We start from the raw sequence: 22,108 nt of genomic DNA, 5'->3' as shown, positions 1-22,108 counted from the left end.
TCGGTCACCAGCGGGTCTCGAAACGGTTACGAAGGTAGATGGCGACGCCGTTCATCGCCAGTAGGAACACGAGCAGGACGATGATCGCTGCCGAAGTCTTTTCAATGAAGCCGCGACTGACTTCGTCCGACCACAGGAAGATCTGGACCGGCAGCACGGTCGACGGATCGGTCAACTTGCCCGGCGGGGTCGCGATGAACGCGCGCATGCCGATCATCAGCAGCGGCGCGGTTTCGCCGAGCGCGCGCGCCATGCCGATGATCGTACCGGTCAAGATGCCCGGCAACGCGAGCGGCAGGACGTGGTGGAAGACGACCTGGACCGGGCTGGCGCCGAGCGCGAGCGCGGCGTCGCGGATGGAGGGCGGCACCGCCTTGATCGCGTTGCGGCTGGCAATGACGATCACCGGCATCGTCATCAGCGCAAGCGTCAGCCCCCCGACCAAGGCCGCGGAGCGCGGCAGCTGGAAGGTGTTGAGGAACACCGCGAGGCCGAGCAGGCCGAAGATGATCGACGGCACCGCGGCGAGGTTGTTGATCGATACCTCGATCAAATCGGTCCAGCGGTTCCGCGGCGCATATTCTTCGAGATAGAGCGCGGAGAGCACGCCGATCGGGAAGGCGAGCACCAAGGTCACCAGCATCGTCAACAGCGATCCCTTGAGCGCGCCCCAGATGCCGACCGCGGTGGGATCGGTCGAATCCGATCCCGACAGGAAGCCCCAATTGAACCCGGTGCGCAATTGTCCGGCGTCGGTCAGCACCTGCGCGCGCTTCTCGGCCAGCGGCGTGCCATCTGCCTTGGCCGCGGTGTCGATGTCGCTGGCGGCGGGCAACCACAATCTAGCCCGGCCGACCGCCAGTCGAGGATCGGCCTTGAGCGCCCGGCGGACGATCGTGTCGGCGCCGTCTGAAAACAACGCCGGCCCCTCGGTGCCATATTGCGCGGCTGCGGCCCGATCGACGACCGCGTCGAGCTCCGCGCCGGCGAGCGCGAGATCGGCACCCGGCCCCTTGATCCGATCCGGCGTCAGGCCGAGTCCGGCGGCCGGAAAATCGATCGTCAGCGCGACCTCTGTCGTCACGAAGCCGCGCGCGCCGTTGGCCACCATCGTCACGAGCAGGAACAGCAGGAAACTCACCGACAGCACGATCGCCGCCAGCCCGAACAGCCGGAAGCGGCGCTCGGCGGCATAGCGGCGACGGACGCGCCGCTCCATCTGCGGATTCTTCCAGTCGGTCGGCACGCGTTCGACCGCGGCGGGATCGAGCGGCCTATTCATAGGCTTCCCGATACCGTTTCACGACGGTGAGCGCGATGATGTTGAGCAGCAAGGTGATGACGAAGAGGGTCATCCCCAACGCGAACGCGGCCAACGTCTTGGGGCTGTCGAAGCTCGCTTCGCCGGTCAGCAGGTCGACGATCTGCTTGGTGACCGTGGTCGCCGAATTGAATGGGTTGAGACTGATCGTCGCGGCGCCCGAGGCGGCCATCACGACGATCATCGTCTCGCCGATCGCGCGGCTGATCGCCAGCAGGACGCCGCCGACCACGCCGGGCAGAGCGGCTGGCAGCAGGACGCGACTGATCGTCTCGCTCGGCGTCGCGCCCATCGCCAGGCTGCCGTCGCGCATCGCCGCCGGCACCGCGGCGATCGCGTCATCGGCCATCGACGAGACGAACGGGATGATCATCACGCCCATCACGAGCCCCGCGGCCAGCGCGCTTTCCGATGTGGCGCCGGGAATTCCGATCGCGACCCCCAATTGGCGCAGTGCCGGCCCGACGATCAGCGCGGCGAAATAGCCATAGACCACGGTCGGCACGCCCGCGAGGATCTCCAGCGTCGGCTTCATCCACCTGCGCAGGCGAGGCGAGGCATATTGCGTCAGATAGATCGCGCTCATCAGGCCGAACGGGATCGCCACCAGCATCGCGATGACCGCGCCGATGAAGAAGGTTCCCCAGAATAGCGGCACCGCGCCCAGGCTCGCGCCAGGATTCCTGGGATCGACGACCTGCGGACTCCAATGCGTACCGAACAGGAAATCGGTGATGGGCACCGTGCCGAAGAAGCGTGCGCTCTCTACCAATAGAGAGGCGACGATGCCGATCGTCGTCAGGATCGCGATGAGCGAGGCGGCGAGCAGGCCGGCCATCACGATCCGCTCGATCCTGGTCCGTGCGTTGAAGCCGGGGCGGATGCGCAGGAAAGCGAAGGCCCCGCCGGCAAGGCCGAGCAGTAAAGCGGTCGCTCCGCCGATCCAGCCATAGCGGGCCTGCTCCAAAGCATAAGCCGGTGCGAGCTGGGTCGCGAGCGGATTGAGCGGGGTGCGATGGCGGTCGCTGGCGATCGCGCGCGCCTCCGACAGGATCGCCGCGCGCTCGAAACCGGGCGGCGGAAGCTGCGCCGCCGCTGGCGTCTTGAGCACGGCGTCCGTCGCCAGGCCTGGCGCGCACGCTCCCCACACAGCGAGGAACAGCAAGGGGGGCAATATGGTCCACATCGCAGCAAACGAGCCGTGATGGCGCGGCAGCGACGAGAAACGCTGCCCCGGCGCCTTACGGAACGCGATCGCGCGGACGCGCCCCGACAACCAGGCGATCAGCCCGAGTCCGGCGACGAGAAAAAGGAGCGCGAGCGTCGGCAAGTCGTCAGCTCAACGTCTTCGGGTCGAGCAGGGTCTGGCGCTGCACGATCGCCGCCGAGCGCGCACGCACATCGGCGGGTGCCGAGATCAGCCCGCGGCGAACCAGCGGTCCGTTGGGCGCCCAGGCCTGTGTATAGGCATTGAGGAATGCCTTCAGGTTGGGGATGGCGCTGAGATGCGCCTTCTTGACGTAGAGGAACAGCGGGCGCGATCCGGGATAGCGACCGCTCGCGATCGTCTCGTAGGTCGGCTCGATGCCGTTGAGCGGAACGCCGTTCAGGCGGTCCTTATTCTCTTCCAGATAGGAATAGCCGAAAATGCCGATCGCGTTGGGATTGGCCTGGAGCTTCTGGACGATCAGATTGTCGTTCTCGCCCGCGTCGATATAGGGGCCGTCGTCGCGCACCCGGGTGCAGGTTTTGGCGAAATCGTCCGGGTGCGTCTCACGGGTCGCCGCCATGTCCGGCATCATTTGTGCGCAGCCGCGCGCCAGGATCAGCTCGGCGACTGCGTCGCGCGTGCCACTGGTCGAGGGCGGGCCATAGACCTGGATGGCGATCGCCGGTAGCGCCGGATTGACGTCGTGCCAGGTCTTCGCACGGTTGGGATGGCCGCCGGGTTCGGCCGCCAGCGCCTTGTAGAGGTCGACCGGAGTCAGTTGCAGCTTGGGGCCTTCATTGGCCTCTGCGAAGGCGACGCCGTCCAGCCCGATCTGGATTTCCAGCAAGTCGCCTGCGCCGTTCGCCGCGCAGGTCCGGTATTCGCTTGCCTTGATCCGCCGGCTGGCGTCGGCAATATCGGGATATTGGCCGCCCAATCCCTTGCAGAACAGGTTCAGCCCACCGCCGGTGCCGGTCGATTCGATCACCGGTGCCGGTACTCCCGGATTGGCCGCGACGAATTGCTCGGCGACCAGAGTGGTGAAGGGATAGACGGTAGACGATCCGACGACGCTGATCCGGTCGCGCCCGGCCCCCGCCAGCGCCGCCTGGTCCTGACACGCCGCTAGAAACAGGGATGTCGCGCCGAGCAGCGCGATCGTGCGAATCATGATGGGCCTTCCCGCCGGGGCGACTCGCCCCTTACCGGCGCGCTATCACGCCGGTTTCGGGCCCTCTGTGACAGTCGCGTTACCTTTTGATGACAACGCGGCCGGTAACAGGATCGTCACCACCGTCCCGCGCCCCACCTGGCTCGCGATATCCAGCCGTCCGCGGTGGCGTTCGACGATGTGCTTGACGATCGCGAGGCCCAGACCCGTGCCGCCAAGCGCACGGCTGCGTCCCGAATCGACGCGATAGAATCGCTCGGTCAACCGCGGGATATGTTCGGGCGGAATGCCGTCGCCTTCGTCGCCGACCGACAAGCGGACCATGTTGCTGGCATCGCGCGACAGCTTGACCGTCACCGGCGTTCCGGCGCGGCCATATTTCATCGCGTTGCCGATGAGGTTGTGCAGCGCCTGGCTCAGCTGGATGCGGTCGCCGCCGACCGGGGGCACGTCCGCGGCGATATCAGTGACGATCTCCGCCGCGCGTCCATCCGCGCTGTCCATCATCTCCGAATGAACTTCCGAAACAAGGTCGGCGAGATCGACCGAGGCATCGGGCAGGCGGTATTTTTCCGCCTCGATCCGGCTCAATGAGATGAGGTCCTCGACCAGCCGCTGCATCCGCCGGGCTTCGTCGGCCATGACCTTGAGGAAGCGATCGCGCATCGCCGGGTCTTCGCCGGCGCCATCGGCCAGCGTCTCGGCGAAACCCAGGATCGACGCGAGCGGGGTGCGCAATTCGTGGCTGGCATTGGCGACGAAATCGACTCGCATCCGCTCGGCGGCATAGCTGCGCGTCTGGTCGATCAGATGCGCGACCCGCCGCCCGTCGGGCAGATCGGTGACGCGCAATTCCCAACGTTGGTCGAGCGTTCCCAGGCCGACCAGATTGATCGCCTCGGACGATCCCTCACCAACTGGTGCGGTCAGTCGCTCGGCGGCGGCCGGGTGGCGGATCGCGAGCCGCACGTCCTGGCCGGTGATGTGGTTGCCGAGCACGTCGCGGGCGGCGCCATTGGCTTCCTCGACCCGGCCTCCGGCGATCACCAGCACGGGCTCGACGATCGCCTCGAGCACCGAGCCCAATCGTGCCGGCGCGGGTGCGGTGCCGATGTCGGGTTCGGCTGATGCCGCCGGGCTGGGATCGACGCCTAGCGTCACGAGCGCGGCTATGATCGCACCGACCAAAGTCACCAGCGCGCTCGCCACGTCGCCCGACAGGACGAACACGCCGATCGCCGCCACCAGAGCGGCGAGCATGCCGAGCATGAAGCGAGGGCCGAAGCGGGTCGTCATTGCCCGGTGGTTCCTAGGGCGTGCGCCAGTCAGCGGCAATGCCCGTGCCCTCCGCGCGCGGTAACCATTTCATCGGCTTGCCAGTCGCGTGCTAATGTGAAAGGCGTCTCAACCATGGACGAGAACACGACCGATCGTCAGGCGAACGAACCGCAGCCGACGCGCCGCCGCGCGCTGATGCTCGGCGCCGCGACCGCGTCGGTGGTTATCTCGATCCGTCCCGCGCTCGCGCAGACCAGTGCCTCGGTACTGACCTGCGAGATTCCGGTCCCCGATCCCGGTCGCGCCGGCATGTATGTCTCAGCCGACGGATCGCTTGTCCCCAACGGCACCAAGGACGCCTTTCCCGGCGCGACCAAGCCGTTCAAGGCGGAAGACGTCCGCACCGCGCTCAACGGTGGCACCTTGCCCGGCACGACGGACGAGCAGAGCCGCGCTTATACCGCCTATATCCGCCGCCTGCAGCATGGCACCGCCGGCTTCACCTGCTTCGCCTCGCTGCAGATGCCGCGCGGCTGAGCCGCCGGACGCGGGAGATGGCGACCCTTTATCGCGCCGCATCGCCCGACAGCCTGATCGTCGTGCCGGTTGATCTGCTGACCGCCATCTATCATCGCGCTTCGGGGCAGACGCATTTGATGGCGTCACCCGCACCCGAAATCCTCGAGGCACTGACCGAAGCACCGCTCGACGCCGCGGCGTTGCTGGTGAAACTTCGTGCAGATTATGACCTGGTTGACGCCGATCCTGCCGCGCTAGCGGCGCGGTTGGACGAGCTGGTCGAAACGGGGCTCGTCGAGCGGCGATGAGGCACGTTTTCTCGGTCGCGATCGGCCCGGTCGGATTCCGCGTCGGGTCGGATTGGCGTGGGCCGATCGCGGCGCTCGAACAGCTCTATGCGAGCTACCCCAAGCCACAGGACGGCATCGCGGATTTCACCGTGCGGCTGTTCGCCGATCGGCCGTGGCGACGCCTCTTCAGACCCAAAGTGATGATCGGCGGCGACTTTGTTCTGCCCGAAGCCGCGCCGCTCAGCCTCGAGCACGGGCTGCTCGCCGCCGAGATGGCGATGAACCTACAGATGGCGCTCGGCCAGCGGCGGTATCTGCTGCTGCACGCTTCGGCGGTCGAGCGCGATGGCAAGGCGCTGGTGATGACCGGCCTGTCGGGGGCGGGCAAATCGACGCTCGCGGCATTGCTGATGACGCGCGGTTGGCGGCTGATGGGGGACGAATTCGCGTTGCTCGATCCGGCGACTGGCCTGATCCATGCCTTTCCGCGTCTGATCAGCCTGAAGAACGAAGCCATCGCGGTGATGGAGTCGGCTGCACCGGGCATGTTCGGTCCGCTACTCGCCGATACGCCGAAGGGCGCGATCCGCCACCTGGTTCCCGATACGCGATCGGTTGCCGCGATGCTCGAGCCCGCGCGACCGGCGCTGATCCTGTTTCCCACCTTCGGACATGACGCCGCGACTCGCGAGGTCGCGCCCAGCGAAGTATTCGTCCGCCTCACCCAGGCGTCGACCAACTACGTCGCGCTTGCCGAACGCGGCTTCACGGCGCTGACGCAATTAGTCGTCGAGACGCCGGCGCGCGCGATCGACTATCCCGATACCGAAAGCGCGATCGCGCAGGTCGAGGCGTTATGGGCGTCGCTGTAGACGGTCGTCTCCTGGCGCGGGCACTGGCCGACCCTGCCTCCGTCGCGGAGCTAAATGGCCCAGGTTGGCAAGCATTGCTGACCATGGCGCGCGCCGAATTGCTGAGCGCGACGCTGGCGCATCGGCTCGATGGCATCGCCAAGCCGGCGGCGGCGCAGCGTTTCCTCGACGACGCCAAGGCGTCGTGTGCGCAGGGGCGGCTCGTCGCCCTGTGGGAAGTCGAGATGGCGCGCCGCGCGCTCGGTGATCTCGGCGTGCCGGTGGTGCTGCTCAAGGGCAGCGCGTTCATCGCCGCGGGCCTGGCGGCGGGGCGGGGGCGATTCGTCGGCGATCTCGACATTCTGGTGCCGCGCGCCGACCTCGATCGCGTCGAAGCGGCGTTGCTCGGTGCCGGGTGGGAATGGGTCAAGCCCGACCCTTACGACGATGCCTATTATCGTCGCTGGATGCACGAATTGCCGCCGCTGATCCATCGCGAGCGTGATCGCATGATCGACGTGCACCACACGATCCTGCCGCTGACCGCGCGCCCGACGCCCGATGCCGATGCACTGATCGCCGACAGCATCGCGTTACCGAACGGGCTGCGCATGCTCAATTCCGACGACATGATCTGTCACGCCGCCGCGCATCTGTTCGCGGACGGCGACCTGTCGGGCGGGATGCGCAATCTGTGGGACATCCACTGCCTGGTCGACGACTTCGGCGTCGCTGGCCTGGCCGAACGCGCGCGGCGACACGGCTTGGCTCCGGCGGTGCGCCGCGCCCTGCGGCTTTGTCATGCGCTGTACGATACCCAATTACCCGACGGCTGGGCGCGCTCGGGAAGCGACGACGAGCTTTATCTGCGCAGGCTGACGGCGCGTGACGGTTGGGGGCGGCAGACCCGTCCGGTCACCCGGCTCGGCTTCTATGCGCGCTCGCACTGGCTGCGCATGCCGCCGCTGATGCTGGCGCGGCACCTCTGGACCAAATGGCGCAAAGAGGCGGGCTGACGACCACCGGATCGCGATGATATGAAGCGGCGATTCGGGGGAGATCATCATGACCAGAATGTGGATCGCGCTGGCGCTCGCCGGCCTGTGCGTAGGCAGCAGCGCAGCTTGGGCCGAAAGCGCGCAGATGCGCGGCAAGTTTCCGGCTAATGTCCGCGAGGCGGATTTGCTCGAAAACGTCGTGGTCGATCGCTTCAACGGCCGCGATGCGCGCCAGTTCGAGGCGGCGCTGGAACAGGCGATCGGCGTCCCCGCCGGCCGGCCCGACGGCGTGCTTTCTGGCGGCGTCACCACCGGGGTCGAGGAAAGCAAGTATCAGGGCAATGAGGAACGCTGCGTCGAATGGAAGGACGGCAAGCAGGACGGAAAGTGCACCAAGCGGGCCAAGGTCGACCTCCCATGCTTCCGTCGCGTCATCAACCTGACGGTCAGTGTCCGCTTGCTCCGCGTCGCCGACACCATGCCGGTCTGGTCGGACAACAAGCCGTCGCGGGACGAAACGACCTGGTGCCAGGGCAAGGCGCCATGGCGCACCACCGAGGAAGCGGTATCGGCGATGATCACCGACCTGGCGCAGAAAATCCGCCTCGACGTGCGGCCGCGCGTGGAAACCTACAAGGTCCGCTTTCGCGAGGACCGCGACGGCATGCCCAAGGATATCGGCAACGAGTTCAAGGGGATCGTGAAGCTGTCCAACAGGGATGTGACCTCGGCGTGCCGGCAATGGGCGGAGCTAAACGGCCGCCTGCCCAATCATCCGTCGGTGCTCTACAATCTCGGCGTGTGCGCGGAAGCGGCGGGCAGTTATGCCGACGCCCAGAGCTTCTATCGCTCGGCGCAGGCCGCCTTGCCGAAACGGTCGAGCGAGATGGCGGAGTCGGCGGATCGCATCGCTCGCCTGATGATCGCGCGTGCCGATGACGAAGAGCGGGCGCGGCGGCCAGGCAATCCGCGCTAGCCGCGCCGCCTGCGCTGCGGCAGACTGATCGCGATAGGGACAGGAGGGCGACGATGCGTTTCGCGATAGTGCTGGCCGCCGCGGCGGCGCTGGCGGGCTGTTCGATGGGGCAGGACATGTCCGCCACCGATTCCGCGGTGGCCGATTTCCACGCCAAGCTGAACAACGGTCAGTTCGCGGCGATCGCCGCCGCAGCCGGGCCGGAAATGAAGAATGGCAGCGTCGACTTTCCTGTCTTTATCGAAAAGATCCACGCCAAGCTCGGCACCTTCCGGTCAACCGCGCGGCAGGGGTTCAACGACAATATCAACAATGGCGATCACACCTTCACGGCCAGCTATGCCAGCGTCTATTCGAGCGGACCCGCGAGCGAGAATTTCGTTTATCGGTTGAACAGCGGAAAGCCCGTGCTGATCGGCTATCACGTCGAATCGGCGGCTTTGCTCAAATAGCTGGCTGGGTCTCAGCCATACGCGCGAGCGTCGGCAGCAGATCGCGATAGTCGGTGAAGATCGCGTTGGCGCTCGGGATGCCGCCGCCGTCTGGAGCGAACAACGCGACCGGGATACCGGCGGCGCGCGCCGCGCCCACGTCATAGATCGAGTCCCCGACAAATACCGCTGGCCGGGCATCGCGGCAGTTGCGCAGCATGAGGTCGATCGGCGCGCGGTCCGGTTTCATCGCGACGAGGCCCGGCGTGTCGCCGCCGATGATGCACGCGAAGCGATCGGTAAGGCCCAGGGCATCGAGCAGTGCGAAGGAGAAGTGTTCGCGCTTGTTGGTCACCACGGCCAAGGTCACCCCCAGCTTTCGCAGCGCATCCAGTGCCTCGACCACGCCCGGAAATGGGCGCGTATGGTCGACGATATGCGCGGCATAAAAGGCAAGCATTCCGGGAAGCAGGGCGTCGAGTTGCTCGTCTCCGCCCGTCGCGATCAGCGCCCGCTGCAGCATCACTCCAGACCCACCCCCGATCATCGGCCGCACCTGGTCGATTGCCAGCGGCGCCCGCCCGATCTCGGCCAGTGCATGGTTCACTGCCGCTGCCAGGTCGGCGACACTGTCGACCAGCGTGCCATCGAGGTCGAAGCCGACCAGGCCAAAGGGGAAATCGTTCATCCCGACGCCGCCTGCCAGCAACGCTATGGAAAAGGCAATATGTTCGTGGCAGGGCGCGGGCCACGGAGACCCCTGTCATGACCAATCCAATCGCCGCGATCATCCTTGCCGCCGGCATGGGCACGCGGATGAAATCCGACTTGCACAAGGTGCTTCACCCGATCGCGGGGCGGCCGATGCTGCTTCACCTGATCGACAATGTGCAAGTGCTCGATCCTGAACGGATCGTCGTCGTGGCGGGCGCGCGTCGCGAACAGGTCGAGGCGGCGGTGACCCCGCTCGGGGTCGAGGTCGCGATCCAGGCCGAGCAACTCGGTACTGGCCACGCCGTGCGCCAGGCCGAGGCGGCGCTCTCCGGCTTCGACGGAGACGTGCTGATCCTGTACGGTGACGTGCCCCTGGTCTCCACCGCCACGATGGCGCGGATGACCGAGCGGCTCCACGGCGAGGGTGACCCGAGCGTCGTCGTGCTCGGCTTCCGTCCCGCCGATGCCGCCGCTTATGGCCGCGTCATTGCAGACGCCGATGGCCGCATCGCGAAGATCGTCGAATATAAGGACGCCTCGCCCGACGAGCGCGCGGTGACCCTGTGCAATTCGGGCCTGATGGCGGTGCGCTCGACCGATCTGTTCCGGCTGCTCGCGCAGGTTACCAACGACAATGCCGCGGGAGAATATTATCTTACCGACCTTGCCGAGCTGGCGGTCCGGGATGGTCGCGGCGCGGTAGTGGTCGAGACCGATGCCGAGGAAGTCGCCGGGGTAAACAGCCGGGCCGAACTCGCCGCGGTCGATGCCAGCTGGCAGGCCAGGCGCCGCGTCCAGGCAATGGCCGACGGTGCGACCCTAGTCGATCCCGCGACCGTCTGGTTCAGCTTCGACACGCAAATCGGCCGCGACGTGCTGATCGAGCCCAATGTCTTTTTCGGCCCCGGCGTCGCGGTTGCGGACGGTGCGACCATCCGCGGCTTCAGCCATATCGAGGGCGCGACGATCGGCAGCGGCGCCGAGGTCGGCCCCTATGCCCGGTTACGCCCCGGCGCGGTGCTGGGCGAGAAATCCAAGGTCGGCAATTTCGTCGAGGTGAAGAAGGCTGTGCTCGGCAAGGGCGCCAAGGCCAACCATCTGACCTACCTCGGCGACGCCGAAATCGGTGCGGGCGCGAACATCGGCGCGGGCACGATCACCTGCAATTACGATGGCTTCTTCAAGTACAAGACGGTGATCGGGGAGGGCGCGTTCATCGGCTCCAACTCGGCGCTGGTCGCGCCGGTGACGATCGGCGCGGGCGCGATAGTCGGCGCGGGGTCGACGGTGACGAAGGATGTCGAGGCCGATGCGTTGCGCCTCGTTCGCCCCGACCAGCAGACCAAGCCGGGCTGGGCGAAGCGGTTCCGCGAGATGATGGCGGCGAAGAAGGCTGCGAAATGAGCGATCGCTACATCGGCAAGCCGTTCCTCCGATTTCTCGATTGCTACGTATTGCACGCGATTGGCGAGCTCGATCAGGGAGTCGCCGAAACGTTAACCGCCATGGAGCCAAAGCTTCGCCAGACCCTTGGCTTCGAAGGGAGCTGGGACGAAATCGTTGCGCAGCAAATGGAGTTCCCATCGGCGCTCCCTGGCCGGATCCGCGAGATTTGGGAAAAGGGTCGTGAGCCGTTCGTTCAAGCCTATGGAACGCAGCCAGATCCGGCCGAATTTTCTCGGCAATTCGTTGATACTAACTTTCCGACCGGTTGACATGATATCATGATATGATATCTAGATATCGTTATGACGCGTATCCTCGCCGACCTGCCTGATGAAGACCTGAAATGGCTCGACCAGCGCGCGGCCGAGTTGGGGAGATCGCGCGCGTCGGTGCTGCGTGATGCGGTCGCAACCTACAAAGCGCACTCGCAGCCTGCGAACGGTACTGAGTGGATCGAGCGCGGGTTCGGCGCATGGAAGGACCGGGACGATATCGGCGACGCGGTCGAGTGGCAGCGGCGAGAACGCGCCGCGTCGACGCGTCCTTGGGATGACGATTACGAAGAGGTCAGGGCGGAATTCCCCGATTTGTTCGATGCCGAGGACGATCGTCAGCGCCAGATCCATCTCGATATGCTCGCGGGGCGCTATCCCGATCCCAAGAAGCCGCTCATCAAGTGAGCGGTTACTCATTCGACGCCAATATCGTGACCGACGCGCTCGTCGGCTATGATCCGGCGCGCGCCGAAATTCGCCGGGCAATCGGTCTGGGCGCGCGCGTCTGGATCAGCCGGATGGTATGGGTAGAAGTGCTGTCGAAAGGGTCGGGCGCGATGCTGCGCGATGTCGAGGCGTTCCTTTCCGGGTTCGGGGTCGACGAAATCGACGCCGAGATAGCATCGCGTGCCGCCGCCTTGCGCCGCGAGCGTCCGCGCCTCAAATCACCCGACGCTATCATTCTCGCCAGCGCAATGGTGCGCGGGCGTGTCCTCGTCACCCGCAATACCAAGGATTTCCCGGCCAATATGCCTGGTATCCGTGTTCCCTATGTTTTGTAAGAAGGCGCCCTAACCATGTGCGGAATCATCGGAATTGTTGGCAAGGAACAGGTTGCGGGTCGGCTGGTCGAAGGACTGCGGCGGATGGAATATCGCGGCTATGATTCGGCCGGCGTCTGCACCGTCCAGGACGGCCAACTGATCCGCCGCCGCGCCGAGGGCAAGCTCAAGAATCTCGAGGCGGTGCTCGCCGCCGATCCGGCGCCCGGCACGACCGGCATCGCGCATACCCGCTGGGCGACACATGGGGCACCGACCACGTCGAACGCCCACCCGCACGCGACGAAGGAAGTCGCGCTCGTCCACAACGGCATCATCGAGAATTTCAAGCCGCTGCGCGAAGCGCTCCAGGCGCGCGGCCGCGTGTTCGAGAGCGAGACCGATACCGAAGTCGTCGCGCATCTAGTCAGCGAGCAGGTCGAGGCGGGCAAATCGCCACAGGAGGCGGTCCAGCAGGTTCTGCCGCAATTGCGTGGTGCCTTCGCGCTGGCGATCGCCTTCCGCGAGCATCCCGAGATGCTGATCGGTGCGCGGCTCGGCTCGCCGCTGGTGGTCGGCTATGGCGAGGGCGAAACCTATCTCGGCTCGGACGCGCTGGCGCTGGCCGGGCTGACCCAGCGTATCGCCTATCTCGATGAGGGCGACTGGGTCGTCATCACCCGCGAGGGCGCGCAAATCTTCGACGCCGAGAACAATCCGGTCGAACGCGAGATCACCATTTCGGGCGCGACCGGCGCGATGATCGAGAAGGGCAATTACCGTCACTTCATGCTCAAGGAGATCCACGAGCAGCCGATCGTCGTCGCGCAGACCTTGCGCTCGTACATCCGCGGCGTCGAGCAGACCGTCGCGCTGCCGCAGATGGATTTCGACCTGTCAACGGTGAAGCGCATCACCATCGTCGCCTGCGGCACCAGCTTCTATGCCGGGCTCGTCGCCAAATATTGGTTCGAGAGCTTCGCGCGTGTGCCTGTCGATATCGATGTCGCGAGCGAGTTCCGCTACCGCGATCCGGTGTTCGAGGATGGCGGCTTGGCGTTATTCATCAGTCAGTCGGGCGAGACCGCCGACACGCTTGCGGCGCTCCGCCATGCCAAGAAAGCCGGGCAGAAGATCGCCGTCGTCGTCAACGTGCCGACCAGCACGATGGCACGTGAAGCCGATCTGTTGTTGCCGACGCATGCCGGGCCGGAGATCGGCGTCGCCTCGACCAAGGCATTCTCTTGCCAGCTCGCGGTACTCGCCGCGCTCGCCGCGCATCTGGCGGTGGTCAAGGGCAAGATGAGCCGCGAGGAAGAGGTCCAGGTTGTCCGCCACCTGATCGAGGCGCCTGCCGCACTCAACGCCGCGCTCGCTTATGACGATGCGATCGCGGCCATGGCGCATTTGATCGCGCCCGCGCGCGACGTGCTCTATCTCGGCCGCGGCCCTGATTACCCGCTGGCGTTGGAAGGCGCGCTGAAGCTAAAGGAAATCAGCTACATCCATGCCGAAGGTTATGCCGCGGGTGAGATGAAGCACGGGCCGATCGCCTTGATCGACGAAAATGTGCCGATCATCGTCATCGCGCCGTCCGGGCCGCTGTTCGAGAAAACCGTCAGTAACATGCAGGAAAGCCAGGCGCGCGGCGGCAAGATCGTGCTGATCTCCGACGCCGAGGGCCTGGCCGAAGCGGGCGATGGCTGCCTGGCGACGATCGAGATGCCGAAAGTCCACCCGCTGATCGCGCCCTTGGTGTATGCGGTGCCGGTGCAGTTGCTGGCCTATCATGTGGCCGTGGTGAAGGGGACCGATGTGGATCAGCCGCGCAACCTCGCGAAGTCTGTCACGGTCGAGTGATCTGGGTCGTCGCCGCCGGCGGTGTCATCACGGGCGTTGGCCTGATTGCTCTGGTCATTGCGATCGTCGTCAAGATGCCGCCACCCAAGGGCGGCATAGCTAGCGGCGGCGATCACGACAATTGGTATTCCGGAGGCGACGGGGGCGCTGGCGATTATGGTGGCGGACATCATGGCAGCGGCCACTAAGCGTTTCGGGCGACCGGGCGATTGGCTATTGAGGCTCGGCTGCGGTAACCAACAACATGGCCTACGCCCACACGTTTGGCGCCAATCCGCATTGGCTGCCGCGTAACCCGGCGCGGTCGCTGGCGCATATCCCCGGCGACGATGGCCTGCCGATCCTCGGTAATTCGCTTCGCCTGCTGGCCGATCCGGTCAAGTTCGGGCGCGAGATGTTCGAGCGCTTCGGACCGGTCTATCGCAATCGCGCGCTCGGCAGCACCAGCGTAACTCTGCTCGGCCCCGATGCCAACGAACTCGTCCTGTTCGATCGCGACCGCTTGTTCTCCTCCGAGCAGGGTTGGGGCCCCTTGCTCAATCTGCTGTTCCCGCGCGGGCTGATGCTGATGGATTTCGACAAGCATCGCGCCGACCGCAAGACGCTGTCGGTCGCGTTCAAGCCTGAGCCGATGCGGCATTACGCCACCCAGCTCGATGCCGGGATCGCCGCGCGGATCGGCGAATGGGGCGGCAGCCTACGCTTCTACGACGCGATCAAGAAGCTGACGCTCGATCTCGCCGCGACGAGCTTTCTCGGCGTGTCGCTCGGGGCCGAAGCCGATCGCATCAACCAGGCATTCGTCGACGAGGTCCAGGCGAGCGTCGCGCCGATCCGCTCGCCGCTGCCCGGTACGATGATGCGGCGGGGCGTCAAAGCTCGCGCCTATCTGATCGACTGGTTCGAACGCGAGATCCCGGCGCGGCGGCGAGACTCGCGGGGCGGCAATGGCGAGGACTTCTTCTCGCAATTCTGCCGCGCGACCGACGAGGACGGGCAGGAGCTGTCGGCGGCCGCGATTGCCGATCACATGAACTTCCTGATGATGGCCGCGCACGACACGATCACCTCGTCGACGACGACCCTGGTCATGCTGCTCGCGCGCAATCCCGATTGGCAGCAACGGTTGCGCGAGGAAATTGCCGGCCTCGACGCGCAATTGCCACTGACCGAGCAACTCGATCGTCTGACCTTGACCGATTACGCTTTCCGCGAGGCGCTCCGGTTGATGCCGCCGGTACCCTCACTGCCGCGTCGCGCGCTGCGCGATTTCAGCTTTGGCGGCTTCGACATTCCGGCTGGCACCAATGTCGGAATCGGCGTCACCTGGACGCACCGCATGGCCGACATCTGGCCCGATCCGCTGCGGTTCGACCCGATGCGCTTCACGCCCGAGGCGTCGAAAGGCCGGCATCGCTTCGCCTGGGTGCCCTATGGCGGCGGTGCGCATATGTGCCTGGGCCTGCATTTCGCGCAGATGCAGATGAAGCTGCTGATCGCGCACCTGTTGACGCGCTATCGGATCGAAATCGATCCGGGTGCCGGCGATGCCTGGCAGATGTTCCCGATCCCGCGCCCCAGGGATGGCCTGCCGATCAGGTTGATTCCCGCCTAACCCGCCCGCGCCAGTTCGGCGCACACCGCGGCGGTATGATCGTCGGCGGGGAAGGTGCAGTCGATGCGGATTTCGTCGAGCGTCACATCGTGCGGCGCGGCGAAGGTGGTGATTGTCTCGAAGAAGCGTAGCTCGCCGCGCGGGCTGGCGAAGGTGAAGGTGACGATCGGGTCGCCATCATCGTCGGCATCGCCAAGTTGCCAACGCTGGGGCACGCCCGGATAGGACAAAGCGGCATCGAGCAGCGCGCGCGAGCGGCGGTCGGTCGGGTTGGCGGCGAGGTCGTCGTGCAGATGCCGGACGAACCGCCGCGCGACCTCGGGCCAGTTGAGGATGACCTGACGGAAGTCATGGGGATCGAACAATTGGTGGATCAGATTGCTGTGCGCGCTTTGCCAATCGCCGAGCAGCAGCTTGTTCATCCGGATCGCCGCCTGATTGACCTCCAGCACTTCCCAATGCCGGCTGATGACGAAAGCGGGATAGGGTTCCTGGTGCGCCAGAATCAGGTCGATCGCCTGGCGCACGCGGTCGAGCGCGGGGGCGGCGAGCTCGCTTTCGGGATGGATCGCGGCATAGCCGGCGGCGCGGAGCAGCGCATTGCGGTCGCGCAGCGGCATGTCGAGCGCATCGGCCAGGCGCGCCACCATTTCGCGGCTTGCACGGGCCTTGCCGGTCTCGATACAGCTCAGATGCCGCGTCGAAATCCCGGTATCGAGCGAAAGGTCGAGCTGGCTCATGCGCCGCGCGCCGCGCCATTCGCGCAATATCTCGCCGACTGGAGAAAGTTGGGGCGCTATCGGTGAGCTGGCCACGAATCGTCCTATGTTCAGGAATTTCCGAACAGCTTAGCCGAGCGTGTCACGCACCACACGCCGATTTGCGGCCGCGGCGGACCTTCTCGAAGCTCAAGGCCGATCACCTGATGGCCGCGATGATTTCCGCATAAATGTCGACCAAATCGGCGAGATCGGCCAGCGCGACGGCCTCGTCGGTCTTGTGCATCGTCGCGTTGACCAGCCCGAACTCGACCGTGGGGCAGAGTTGCGACAGGAAGCGTGCGTCGCTCGTCCCGCCGGTGGTCGACAAGGCCGGCACGACGCCCGCGACCTTCTCGATCGCGCGCGTGACCAGTGCCGAGAGTTCGCCCGGCTGGGTCAAGAACGCCTCGCCGGAAATGCGCGCGATCACCTGCGCGTCTGGGGCGTGCGTCTTCACTGTCCGTTCGATCAACGCGACCAGATCCTCGCCGTTCTGCTCGTCGTTGAACCGGATCGACATCCTGGCCGACGCCTTGGCGGGGATGACGTTGGTCGCCGGGTTGCCGACGGTCACGTCGGTCACTTCGATATTCGACGGCTGGAACCAATGGTTGCCCCGGTCGAGCTCGATCGCGTCGATCGCCGCCAACGCCGCGACCAGCTTGGGGATCGGATTATCGGCGAGATGCGGATAGGCGACATGGCCCTGGCGCCCCGGTACGTCGACCCAGATATTGACTGACCCGCGCCGCCCGATCTTGATCATATCGCCGAGCCGCGCGGTCGAGGTGGGCTCGCCGACCAGGCAGTAATCGGGCGTCAGTCCGCGCGCGGCCATCCGGTCGAGGATTGCGCGCGTGCCGTAAATGGCGGGACCTTCCTCGTCGCCGGTGATCAACAGGCTGAGCGTCGGCCCTTCGGCCCGCGCCGCTGCCGTGACGAAAGCGGCGATGGCGCCCTTCATGTCGACCGCGCCGCGGCCGTAGAGCAGCTCGCCGCGAACCTCCGGGGCGAACGCAGCGCTGGTCCAATTGTCGCCCGGCGGCACGACGTCGAGATGCCCGGCAAAGGCGAAATGCGGGCCCCTGCCGTGGCGGATCGCGATCATGTTCTCGACCGGGCCGTCGGGTTCCTCGCCGACGGTGAAGCGATCGATCTCGAACCCGATCACACTCAGCGCCTGGGCAAGCACATCGAACACTTCACCCTGGGCGGGCGTCACGCTTTCGGCGGCGATCAACGCCTTGGTGAGTTCGACGACGTTAGGCACGGCATTCCCCGGTTGGACACGCTCCGCCTCTTGCCTTGCAACGACGGGAAGGGAAAGGTCCGCGCGTACGGGGGTGCGGAGAATCACCAATGCCTATCCTCTTCCTTCTCGCCGCCGCATCGCTCTTGCCGCAGCAATCCGACGATAACGCGCCTGTCGACATCACCCCCGGCCATTGCGTCGCCGCTGCCGACCGGCTCGACGACGCCGTCCGCCTGGCGCGCGACATGCTCGACAGCAAAAGCGCGGCCGGAGGGCCCGACCGGACGCCGACCGAGGCGCGCATTGCGCGGGCGCAGGCGGTGGCCGCGGCGATCAGAACGCGCTTCCCGAAGGTCGTCGCGACGGATGACGATCGCGACGACATTTCGGGGGGCGACGCGATGCCATTCGCCGAACAATGCCTGACGGCGAATCCTCCCAGGGGAAAATAGCCATGCCCAAGATCGATCTCGACGCGATCCCCCAAACCAATGCCACCGGCTATCCGCCGATCTATGCTGACGTGGTGAAGGAGCGCTGGTATCGGCGTCTCGCTCCGGCCAGCGGCATCACCGATTTTGGGTTCAGCCATGTGACGCTCAAGCCCGGCGCCTGGTCGTCGCAGCGCCATTGGCACGAAGGTGAGGACGAGTTCGTCGTCATGCTATCGGGCGAAGCGGTGCTGGTCGACGACGAGGGCGAAACTCCCATGCGCGCGGGCGACATCGCCGCCTTCCCGAAGGGTGACGGCAACGGCCATGTGCTGCAGAACCGGTCGGCGAGCGACTGCGTGTTCATCGCAGTCGGCGGTCGGGGAGCGAGCGATTGCCATTATCCCGATATCGACATGCATCTGGCTGGGGCGGTCGGCGAGCAACGGCGAAAGGATGGGGGCAGGTTCTGATCGGCAGACCGTTTTGGCGGTTTTGTGATGGCGCGCGGCCGCACCGGATGCTAGCGGAACGATCGGCCGGTTGTCGCTTGCGTGGCCGCCAATGAGGGAGTTCTGACAATTCGCCAGATCGCGGCTTTGCCGTACCGGACCGAAGGCGCCGCCAGCGACGCTCCGATCCGCATCCTGCTCGTCACCTCGCGCGAAAACCGTCGCTGGGTCATTCCCAAGGGCAATCCGTCTTCGGGAGTGGTCGCTCATGCCGCGGCCGCGATCGAGGCCGAGGAGGAAGCGGGGGTGCAGGGGCTCGTCTGTCCGACACCGCTCGGCACCTATCGCTATCGCAAACGGCAAAAGAACGGCGCGTCGCTGATGATCGACGTCGAGGTCTTTCCGCTCGCGGTCAATCGCGAGCTGACGGCGTGGAAGGAACAAGGCGAGCGCGAGCGCCGCTGGGTCAGCCTTCCCGAAGCGGCGTCGATGGTCGACGAGCCCGATCTCAGCGACCTCATCCGTTCGTTCGGCCCGTCCGAATTCAAGGCGGCCGCGCGCCGCACCGGCTTTGCCGCCGCTACCAAATCGAGGATCAGTCCCATGTTCGCCTGGTTTCAGCGCCTGTTGCCCAAGACCGGCAACTTCTTCGAGATGTTCGAGGCGCACTCGTTGACGGTCACCGCCGCCGCCGACGCACTGTCGCGGCTGCTTCAGGATGGAACGGGCGCGGCGTCCGACCATATTCGCGAAGTGATCGAGCGTGAGAACGACGCCGACGAGATCACCCGCGCGGTGCTCAAGACCGTGCGCGAAACCTTCCTGACGCCGTTCGACCGCGGTACCATCACCAGCCTGATCGGCTCGATGGACGATGCGATCGATGAGATGCAGGCCGCAGTGCAGGCGATCGACCTGTACGAGGTTCGCGAGTTCGAACAGGAAATGAAGGACATGGCGGGCATCATCGTCGACGCCGCACGGCTGACCGCCGAGGCGATGCCGCTACTGCGCGATGTCGGCCGCAACGCCGGGCGCCTGCATGAACTGACCGAGCGCCTGGTCCGGATGGAAGGCCATGCCGACGACATCCACCGCGCCGGGGTGAAGCGGAGCTTCGTCGAACATGGCCGCGACGATACGCTGCGATTCATCGTCGCGCGCGAAGTCTACAAGCATCTCGAACGGATCGTCGACGCGTTCGAGGATGTCGCCAACGAGATCGACGGCATCGTCATCGATCACGCCTGAGCCCAGTCGATGCATGACCTTGCCTTTCCGCTGTTAGTCGGCCTGATCCTCGTCGCGCTGGCGTTCGACTTCCTGAACGGCCTGCACGACGCCGCCAACTCGATCGCGACAGTGGTATCGACCAGGCTGTTGAAACCGGTGCATGCGGTGCTCTTCGCTGGCGTGTTCAACTTCGCCGCCTATTTCCTGACCATCACTTTCCCCAGTCTGCACAAGGTCGCGTCGACGATCGGGCAGGGGCTGATCGACAAGAATCTGGTGACGCCGGGGGTCGTTTTCGGCGCGCTGATCGGCGCGATGTTCTGGAACATCGTGACCTGGCTGAAGGGCATTCCGTCATCCTCGAGCCACGCTTTGGTCGGCGGGATCATCGGGGCGGGCGTCGCGCATGCCGGCATGACCGGCATTCAGTGGAATGGGCTCAACAAGACGCTGATCGCGATCGTGCTGTCGCCGGTGCTCGGCATGATCCTGTCGATGCTGATCATGCTGGCGACGAGTTGGATGTTCTCGCGTGCCAGCAACCGCGGCGCGGAACGCAGCTTCCGCGTGCTCCACCTGATCTCGTCTGGCACCTATTCGCTCAGCCACGGCCTCAACGACGCGCAGAAGACGATGGGCGTCATCACCGTGCTGTTGTTCTCGACCGGCTATCTCCACGGCAAGTTCGAGGTGCCGCATTGGGTGGCGATCAGCTGCTATATCGCGATGGGCCTGGGCACGTTGATGGGCGGGTGGAAGATCATCGAAACGATGGGCAGCCGCATCACCAAATTATCGCAGCATCAGGGATTCAGCGCCTCGGCCGGCGGGACGATCATGGTGTTCACCGCGTCGCTGCTCGGCATCCCGGTATCGACCACGCATACGATCACCGGCTGCGTCATCGGTGCCGGCGTCGCCAAGCGCGCGAGCGCGGTACGCTGGGGTGTCGCGGGCGATGTCGTCGTCGCCTGGATCGTCACGATCCCGGCATCGGCAGCGGTCGGCGCGCTGTTCTACTTGCTGACGACATTGTTCTGACCCGCGGCCGGCCGTCAGGGCGGCGTACGCAATCCGCGATAGTCGTTGCTGGCAGCGATCATGACTTCCGCGATCAGCGCGTAGGCCGTCTTCCAGGCCTCGATCGTCGCGCTGTCGAGTGCAGAGCCGCCATGCACGGTAATCATGTACATCAACGCGTTGCCGGCGACCGCATAATGGCGGTCCTCCACCCCGTAATCGACATGCCGCTCCGCCAGCTTGCGTAGGCCGGGCCGCATGTCGTCCAGCTTGCTCAGCCCTGTGACGATCCTGCCCAGCGCCTCGATCAGATGCCGGCCCTGTGTGATCATTTCATTCCTGAACAGCGGACGGGTTTCAGGGGCGAGTTCGAACAGGCGGTCATAGAATGACCGCGCGGCAGCATCGGAGTCGAGCACGATCTGGACAAAACTGTCTCGGACGAGATTGACTTGGTCGGTCTCCATCGCTCGGCGGTCATCCGGATCGCGGGCAATGGCACTGCATCATCCGCACCTAGCTATTCGCCGCGGCGTGTTCGAATTTCTCGATCACCCATTCTTCTTCCTGCGCACCGGCTATCCAGTCCTGCATGAATGGGTGCGTCAGCACGGCCTCGACATAGGCCGCTGCGAACCGCGCGACCGGCAATTGATAGGTCACGATGCGCGTACAGACGGGCGCGTACATGATGTCCGCTGCGCCGAATTCGCCGAACAGGAACGGCCCGGTCCCGCCGAACCGTGCGCGGGCTTGCGCCCAGATCTCCATCAGCCGGGTCAGTTCGGCGACCACGTCGTCATCCGGCTGTCGGGGCGGATAGACTTGGCGGATATTCATGCCGTGTTTGTTGCGCAGCGCCGCGAAGCCCGAATGCATTTCCGCCGCCATCGACCGCGCCATCGCGCGCGCGGCTTCGTCCTTGGGCCAGAATTTGTCGCCGCCGGTTTTGTCGTTGAGGAATTCGACGATCGCCAGGCTGTCCCAAACAACGATGTCGCCGTCCCACAGGATCGGCACCTTGCCCGATGACGGCGCGAACTCGTCACCCTGGCGGCGCTTGTCCCAGTCGGCGTCGTAGAGCGGCACGACGACTTCCTCGAACGCCAGTCCCGATTGTTTGCACGCCAGCCAGCCGCGCAGCGACCAACTTGAATAGGCTTTGTTGCCGATGATGAGCTTGAGCATGGCGTTGCGGGATAGAGAGACGGGTAGGGCGCGGCAAGCGGGTGAATGCACACTC

At 65.5% G+C, this 22,108-nt stretch carries 26 protein-coding genes; 17 read left to right on the top strand and 9 right to left on the bottom strand.

Translation table 11 applies throughout. The features are described from left to right. Positions 1 to 4 precede the first annotated feature (4 nt). Genes pstA through AC1DRD_RS13950 form a run of 4 tightly spaced genes read right to left on the bottom strand, consistent with a single transcriptional unit; the run spans position 5 to position 4,998 of the window. Entirely contained in the window at positions 5 to 1,282 is a 1,278-nt protein-coding gene (pstA, locus tag AC1DRD_RS13965; protein ID WP_478041824.1) for a phosphate ABC transporter permease PstA, read from the bottom strand. After that, positions 1,275 to 2,651, bottom strand: coding sequence for a phosphate ABC transporter permease subunit PstC (gene pstC / locus AC1DRD_RS13960; protein WP_478041823.1), 1,377 nt, complete (start codon positions 2,649 to 2,651; stop codon positions 1,275 to 1,277). Before pstC ends, pstA begins: the two co-directional genes overlap by 8 nt. Positions 2,652 to 2,655: 4 nt before the next feature. Further along, entirely contained in the window at positions 2,656 to 3,702 is a 1,047-nt protein-coding gene (locus AC1DRD_RS13955; RefSeq protein ID WP_478041822.1) for a substrate-binding domain-containing protein, read from the bottom strand. Positions 3,703 to 3,747: 45 nt separating this feature from the next. Next, positions 3,748 to 4,998 (bottom strand): ATP-binding protein, encoded by a 1,251-nt coding sequence (locus AC1DRD_RS13950; protein ID WP_478041821.1) that lies wholly within the window; start codon positions 4,996 to 4,998, stop codon positions 3,748 to 3,750. Between the two features lie 114 nt (positions 4,999 to 5,112). On the opposite strand from AC1DRD_RS13950, the gene AC1DRD_RS13945 reads away from it, so the two are divergent. From AC1DRD_RS13945 to AC1DRD_RS13920, 6 genes are read left to right on the top strand one after another with little or no spacing between them, the layout of a single operon-like run. Next, positions 5,113 to 5,517, top strand: a complete 405-nt coding sequence (locus AC1DRD_RS13945; protein WP_478041820.1) for a hypothetical protein — start codon at positions 5,113 to 5,115, stop codon at positions 5,515 to 5,517. Positions 5,518 to 5,534: 17 nt separating this feature from the next. Then, positions 5,535 to 5,807 carry an HPr-rel-A system PqqD family peptide chaperone gene (locus tag AC1DRD_RS13940; RefSeq protein ID WP_478041819.1) on the top strand — a complete coding sequence of 91 codons (273 nt, stop codon included), beginning with the start codon at positions 5,535 to 5,537 and terminating at the stop codon, positions 5,805 to 5,807. Continuing rightward, positions 5,804 to 6,661 (top strand): HprK-related kinase A, encoded by an 858-nt coding sequence (locus tag AC1DRD_RS13935; protein WP_478041818.1) that lies wholly within the window; start codon positions 5,804 to 5,806, stop codon positions 6,659 to 6,661. The genes AC1DRD_RS13940 and AC1DRD_RS13935 overlap by 4 nt, the downstream gene beginning before the upstream one ends. Further along, positions 6,646 to 7,656, top strand: coding sequence for a nucleotidyltransferase domain-containing protein (locus AC1DRD_RS13930; protein ID WP_478041817.1), 1,011 nt, complete (start codon positions 6,646 to 6,648; stop codon positions 7,654 to 7,656). The genes AC1DRD_RS13935 and AC1DRD_RS13930 overlap by 16 nt, the downstream gene beginning before the upstream one ends. 49 nt (positions 7,657 to 7,705) lie before the next feature. Beyond that, entirely contained in the window at positions 7,706 to 8,614 is a 909-nt protein-coding gene (locus AC1DRD_RS13925; protein ID WP_478029358.1) for a tetratricopeptide repeat protein, read from the top strand. Positions 8,615 to 8,667: 53 nt separating this feature from the next. After that, positions 8,668 to 9,066 (top strand): hypothetical protein, encoded by a 399-nt coding sequence (locus AC1DRD_RS13920; RefSeq protein ID WP_478041816.1) that lies wholly within the window; start codon positions 8,668 to 8,670, stop codon positions 9,064 to 9,066. Here the strand turns inward: AC1DRD_RS13920 and AC1DRD_RS13915 are convergent. Then, positions 9,059 to 9,733, bottom strand: coding sequence for an HAD hydrolase-like protein (locus tag AC1DRD_RS13915; protein WP_478041815.1), 675 nt, complete (start codon positions 9,731 to 9,733; stop codon positions 9,059 to 9,061). The two genes, AC1DRD_RS13920 and AC1DRD_RS13915, sit on opposite strands and share 8 nt — an antisense overlap. Positions 9,734 to 9,810: 77 nt before the next feature. Between AC1DRD_RS13915 and glmU the strand changes: the two genes are divergently transcribed. The 7 genes from glmU to AC1DRD_RS13880 are packed head-to-tail and all read left to right on the top strand — an operon-like array spanning position 9,811 to position 15,716. Further along, positions 9,811 to 11,163, top strand: coding sequence for a bifunctional UDP-N-acetylglucosamine diphosphorylase/glucosamine-1-phosphate N-acetyltransferase GlmU (glmU, locus tag AC1DRD_RS13910; RefSeq protein WP_478041814.1), 1,353 nt, complete (start codon positions 9,811 to 9,813; stop codon positions 11,161 to 11,163). Next, a complete protein-coding gene (locus AC1DRD_RS13905; protein WP_478041813.1) occupies positions 11,160 to 11,474 on the top strand; it encodes a hypothetical protein in 315 nt (104 codons plus the stop codon). Before glmU ends, AC1DRD_RS13905 begins: the two co-directional genes overlap by 4 nt. 33 nt (positions 11,475 to 11,507) lie before the next feature. Next, positions 11,508 to 11,885 carry a ribbon-helix-helix protein, CopG family gene (locus AC1DRD_RS13900; protein ID WP_478041812.1) on the top strand — a complete coding sequence of 126 codons (378 nt, stop codon included), beginning with the start codon at positions 11,508 to 11,510 and terminating at the stop codon, positions 11,883 to 11,885. Next, positions 11,882 to 12,262 (top strand): PIN domain-containing protein, encoded by a 381-nt coding sequence (locus AC1DRD_RS13895; protein ID WP_478041811.1) that lies wholly within the window; start codon positions 11,882 to 11,884, stop codon positions 12,260 to 12,262. Before AC1DRD_RS13900 ends, AC1DRD_RS13895 begins: the two co-directional genes overlap by 4 nt. 15 nt (positions 12,263 to 12,277) lie before the next feature. Then, positions 12,278 to 14,101, top strand: a complete 1,824-nt coding sequence (gene glmS / locus AC1DRD_RS13890) for a glutamine--fructose-6-phosphate transaminase (isomerizing) (protein WP_478041810.1) — start codon at positions 12,278 to 12,280, stop codon at positions 14,099 to 14,101. Next, positions 14,098 to 14,289 (top strand): hypothetical protein, encoded by a 192-nt coding sequence (locus AC1DRD_RS13885; protein ID WP_478029350.1) that lies wholly within the window; start codon positions 14,098 to 14,100, stop codon positions 14,287 to 14,289. Before glmS ends, AC1DRD_RS13885 begins: the two co-directional genes overlap by 4 nt. Before the next feature lie 56 nt (positions 14,290 to 14,345). Beyond that, the gene (locus AC1DRD_RS13880) at positions 14,346 to 15,716 is read left to right on the top strand and encodes a cytochrome P450 (protein WP_478041809.1); all 1,371 of its coding nucleotides are present in this window, start codon (positions 14,346 to 14,348) and stop codon (positions 15,714 to 15,716) included. Here AC1DRD_RS13880 and AC1DRD_RS13875 read toward each other — a convergent pair. Further along, positions 15,713 to 16,456 (bottom strand): helix-turn-helix domain-containing protein, encoded by a 744-nt coding sequence (locus AC1DRD_RS13875; protein WP_478029348.1) that lies wholly within the window; start codon positions 16,454 to 16,456, stop codon positions 15,713 to 15,715. The genes AC1DRD_RS13880 and AC1DRD_RS13875 overlap by 4 nt on opposite strands. 178 nt (positions 16,457 to 16,634) lie before the next feature. Then, on the bottom strand, positions 16,635 to 17,747 hold the full coding sequence (dapE, locus tag AC1DRD_RS13870) for a succinyl-diaminopimelate desuccinylase (RefSeq protein WP_478041808.1): 1,113 nt from the start codon (positions 17,745 to 17,747) through the stop codon (positions 16,635 to 16,637). A gap of 89 nt (positions 17,748 to 17,836) precedes the next feature. Between dapE and AC1DRD_RS13865 the strand changes: the two genes are divergently transcribed. The 4 genes from AC1DRD_RS13865 to AC1DRD_RS13850 all read left to right on the top strand — a co-directional run bounded on the left by AC1DRD_RS13865 (position 17,837) and on the right by AC1DRD_RS13850 (position 20,886). Then, entirely contained in the window at positions 17,837 to 18,181 is a 345-nt protein-coding gene (locus tag AC1DRD_RS13865; protein ID WP_478041807.1) for a hypothetical protein, read from the top strand. Between the two features lie 2 nt (positions 18,182 to 18,183). Continuing rightward, positions 18,184 to 18,633 carry a cupin domain-containing protein gene (locus tag AC1DRD_RS13860; RefSeq protein ID WP_478029345.1) on the top strand — a complete coding sequence of 150 codons (450 nt, stop codon included), beginning with the start codon at positions 18,184 to 18,186 and terminating at the stop codon, positions 18,631 to 18,633. Positions 18,634 to 18,759: 126 nt separating this feature from the next. Beyond that, positions 18,760 to 19,863 carry a DUF47 family protein gene (locus tag AC1DRD_RS13855; RefSeq protein WP_478041896.1) on the top strand — a complete coding sequence of 368 codons (1,104 nt, stop codon included), beginning with the start codon at positions 18,760 to 18,762 and terminating at the stop codon, positions 19,861 to 19,863. 9 nt (positions 19,864 to 19,872) lie between these two features. Continuing rightward, a complete protein-coding gene (locus AC1DRD_RS13850) occupies positions 19,873 to 20,886 on the top strand; it encodes an inorganic phosphate transporter (RefSeq protein ID WP_478029344.1) in 1,014 nt (337 codons plus the stop codon). A gap of 14 nt (positions 20,887 to 20,900) precedes the next feature. On the opposite strand, the gene AC1DRD_RS13845 is transcribed toward AC1DRD_RS13850, so the two are convergent. Together AC1DRD_RS13845 and AC1DRD_RS13840 are read right to left on the bottom strand one after the other, a co-directional pair. Beyond that, positions 20,901 to 21,332: a globin domain-containing protein gene (locus AC1DRD_RS13845; protein ID WP_478041806.1), complete on the bottom strand. Its 432-nt coding sequence runs from the start codon at positions 21,330 to 21,332 to the stop codon at positions 20,901 to 20,903. Positions 21,333 to 21,381: 49 nt separating this feature from the next. After that, on the bottom strand, positions 21,382 to 22,053 hold the full coding sequence (locus tag AC1DRD_RS13840) for a glutathione S-transferase family protein (protein ID WP_478041805.1): 672 nt from the start codon (positions 22,051 to 22,053) through the stop codon (positions 21,382 to 21,384). Positions 22,054 to 22,108: the final 55 nt, after the last annotated feature.

The organism is Sphingomonas sp. P4_G2, assembly GCF_056401155.1.
This window is presented reverse-complemented; position numbering and strand designations above follow the sequence as displayed.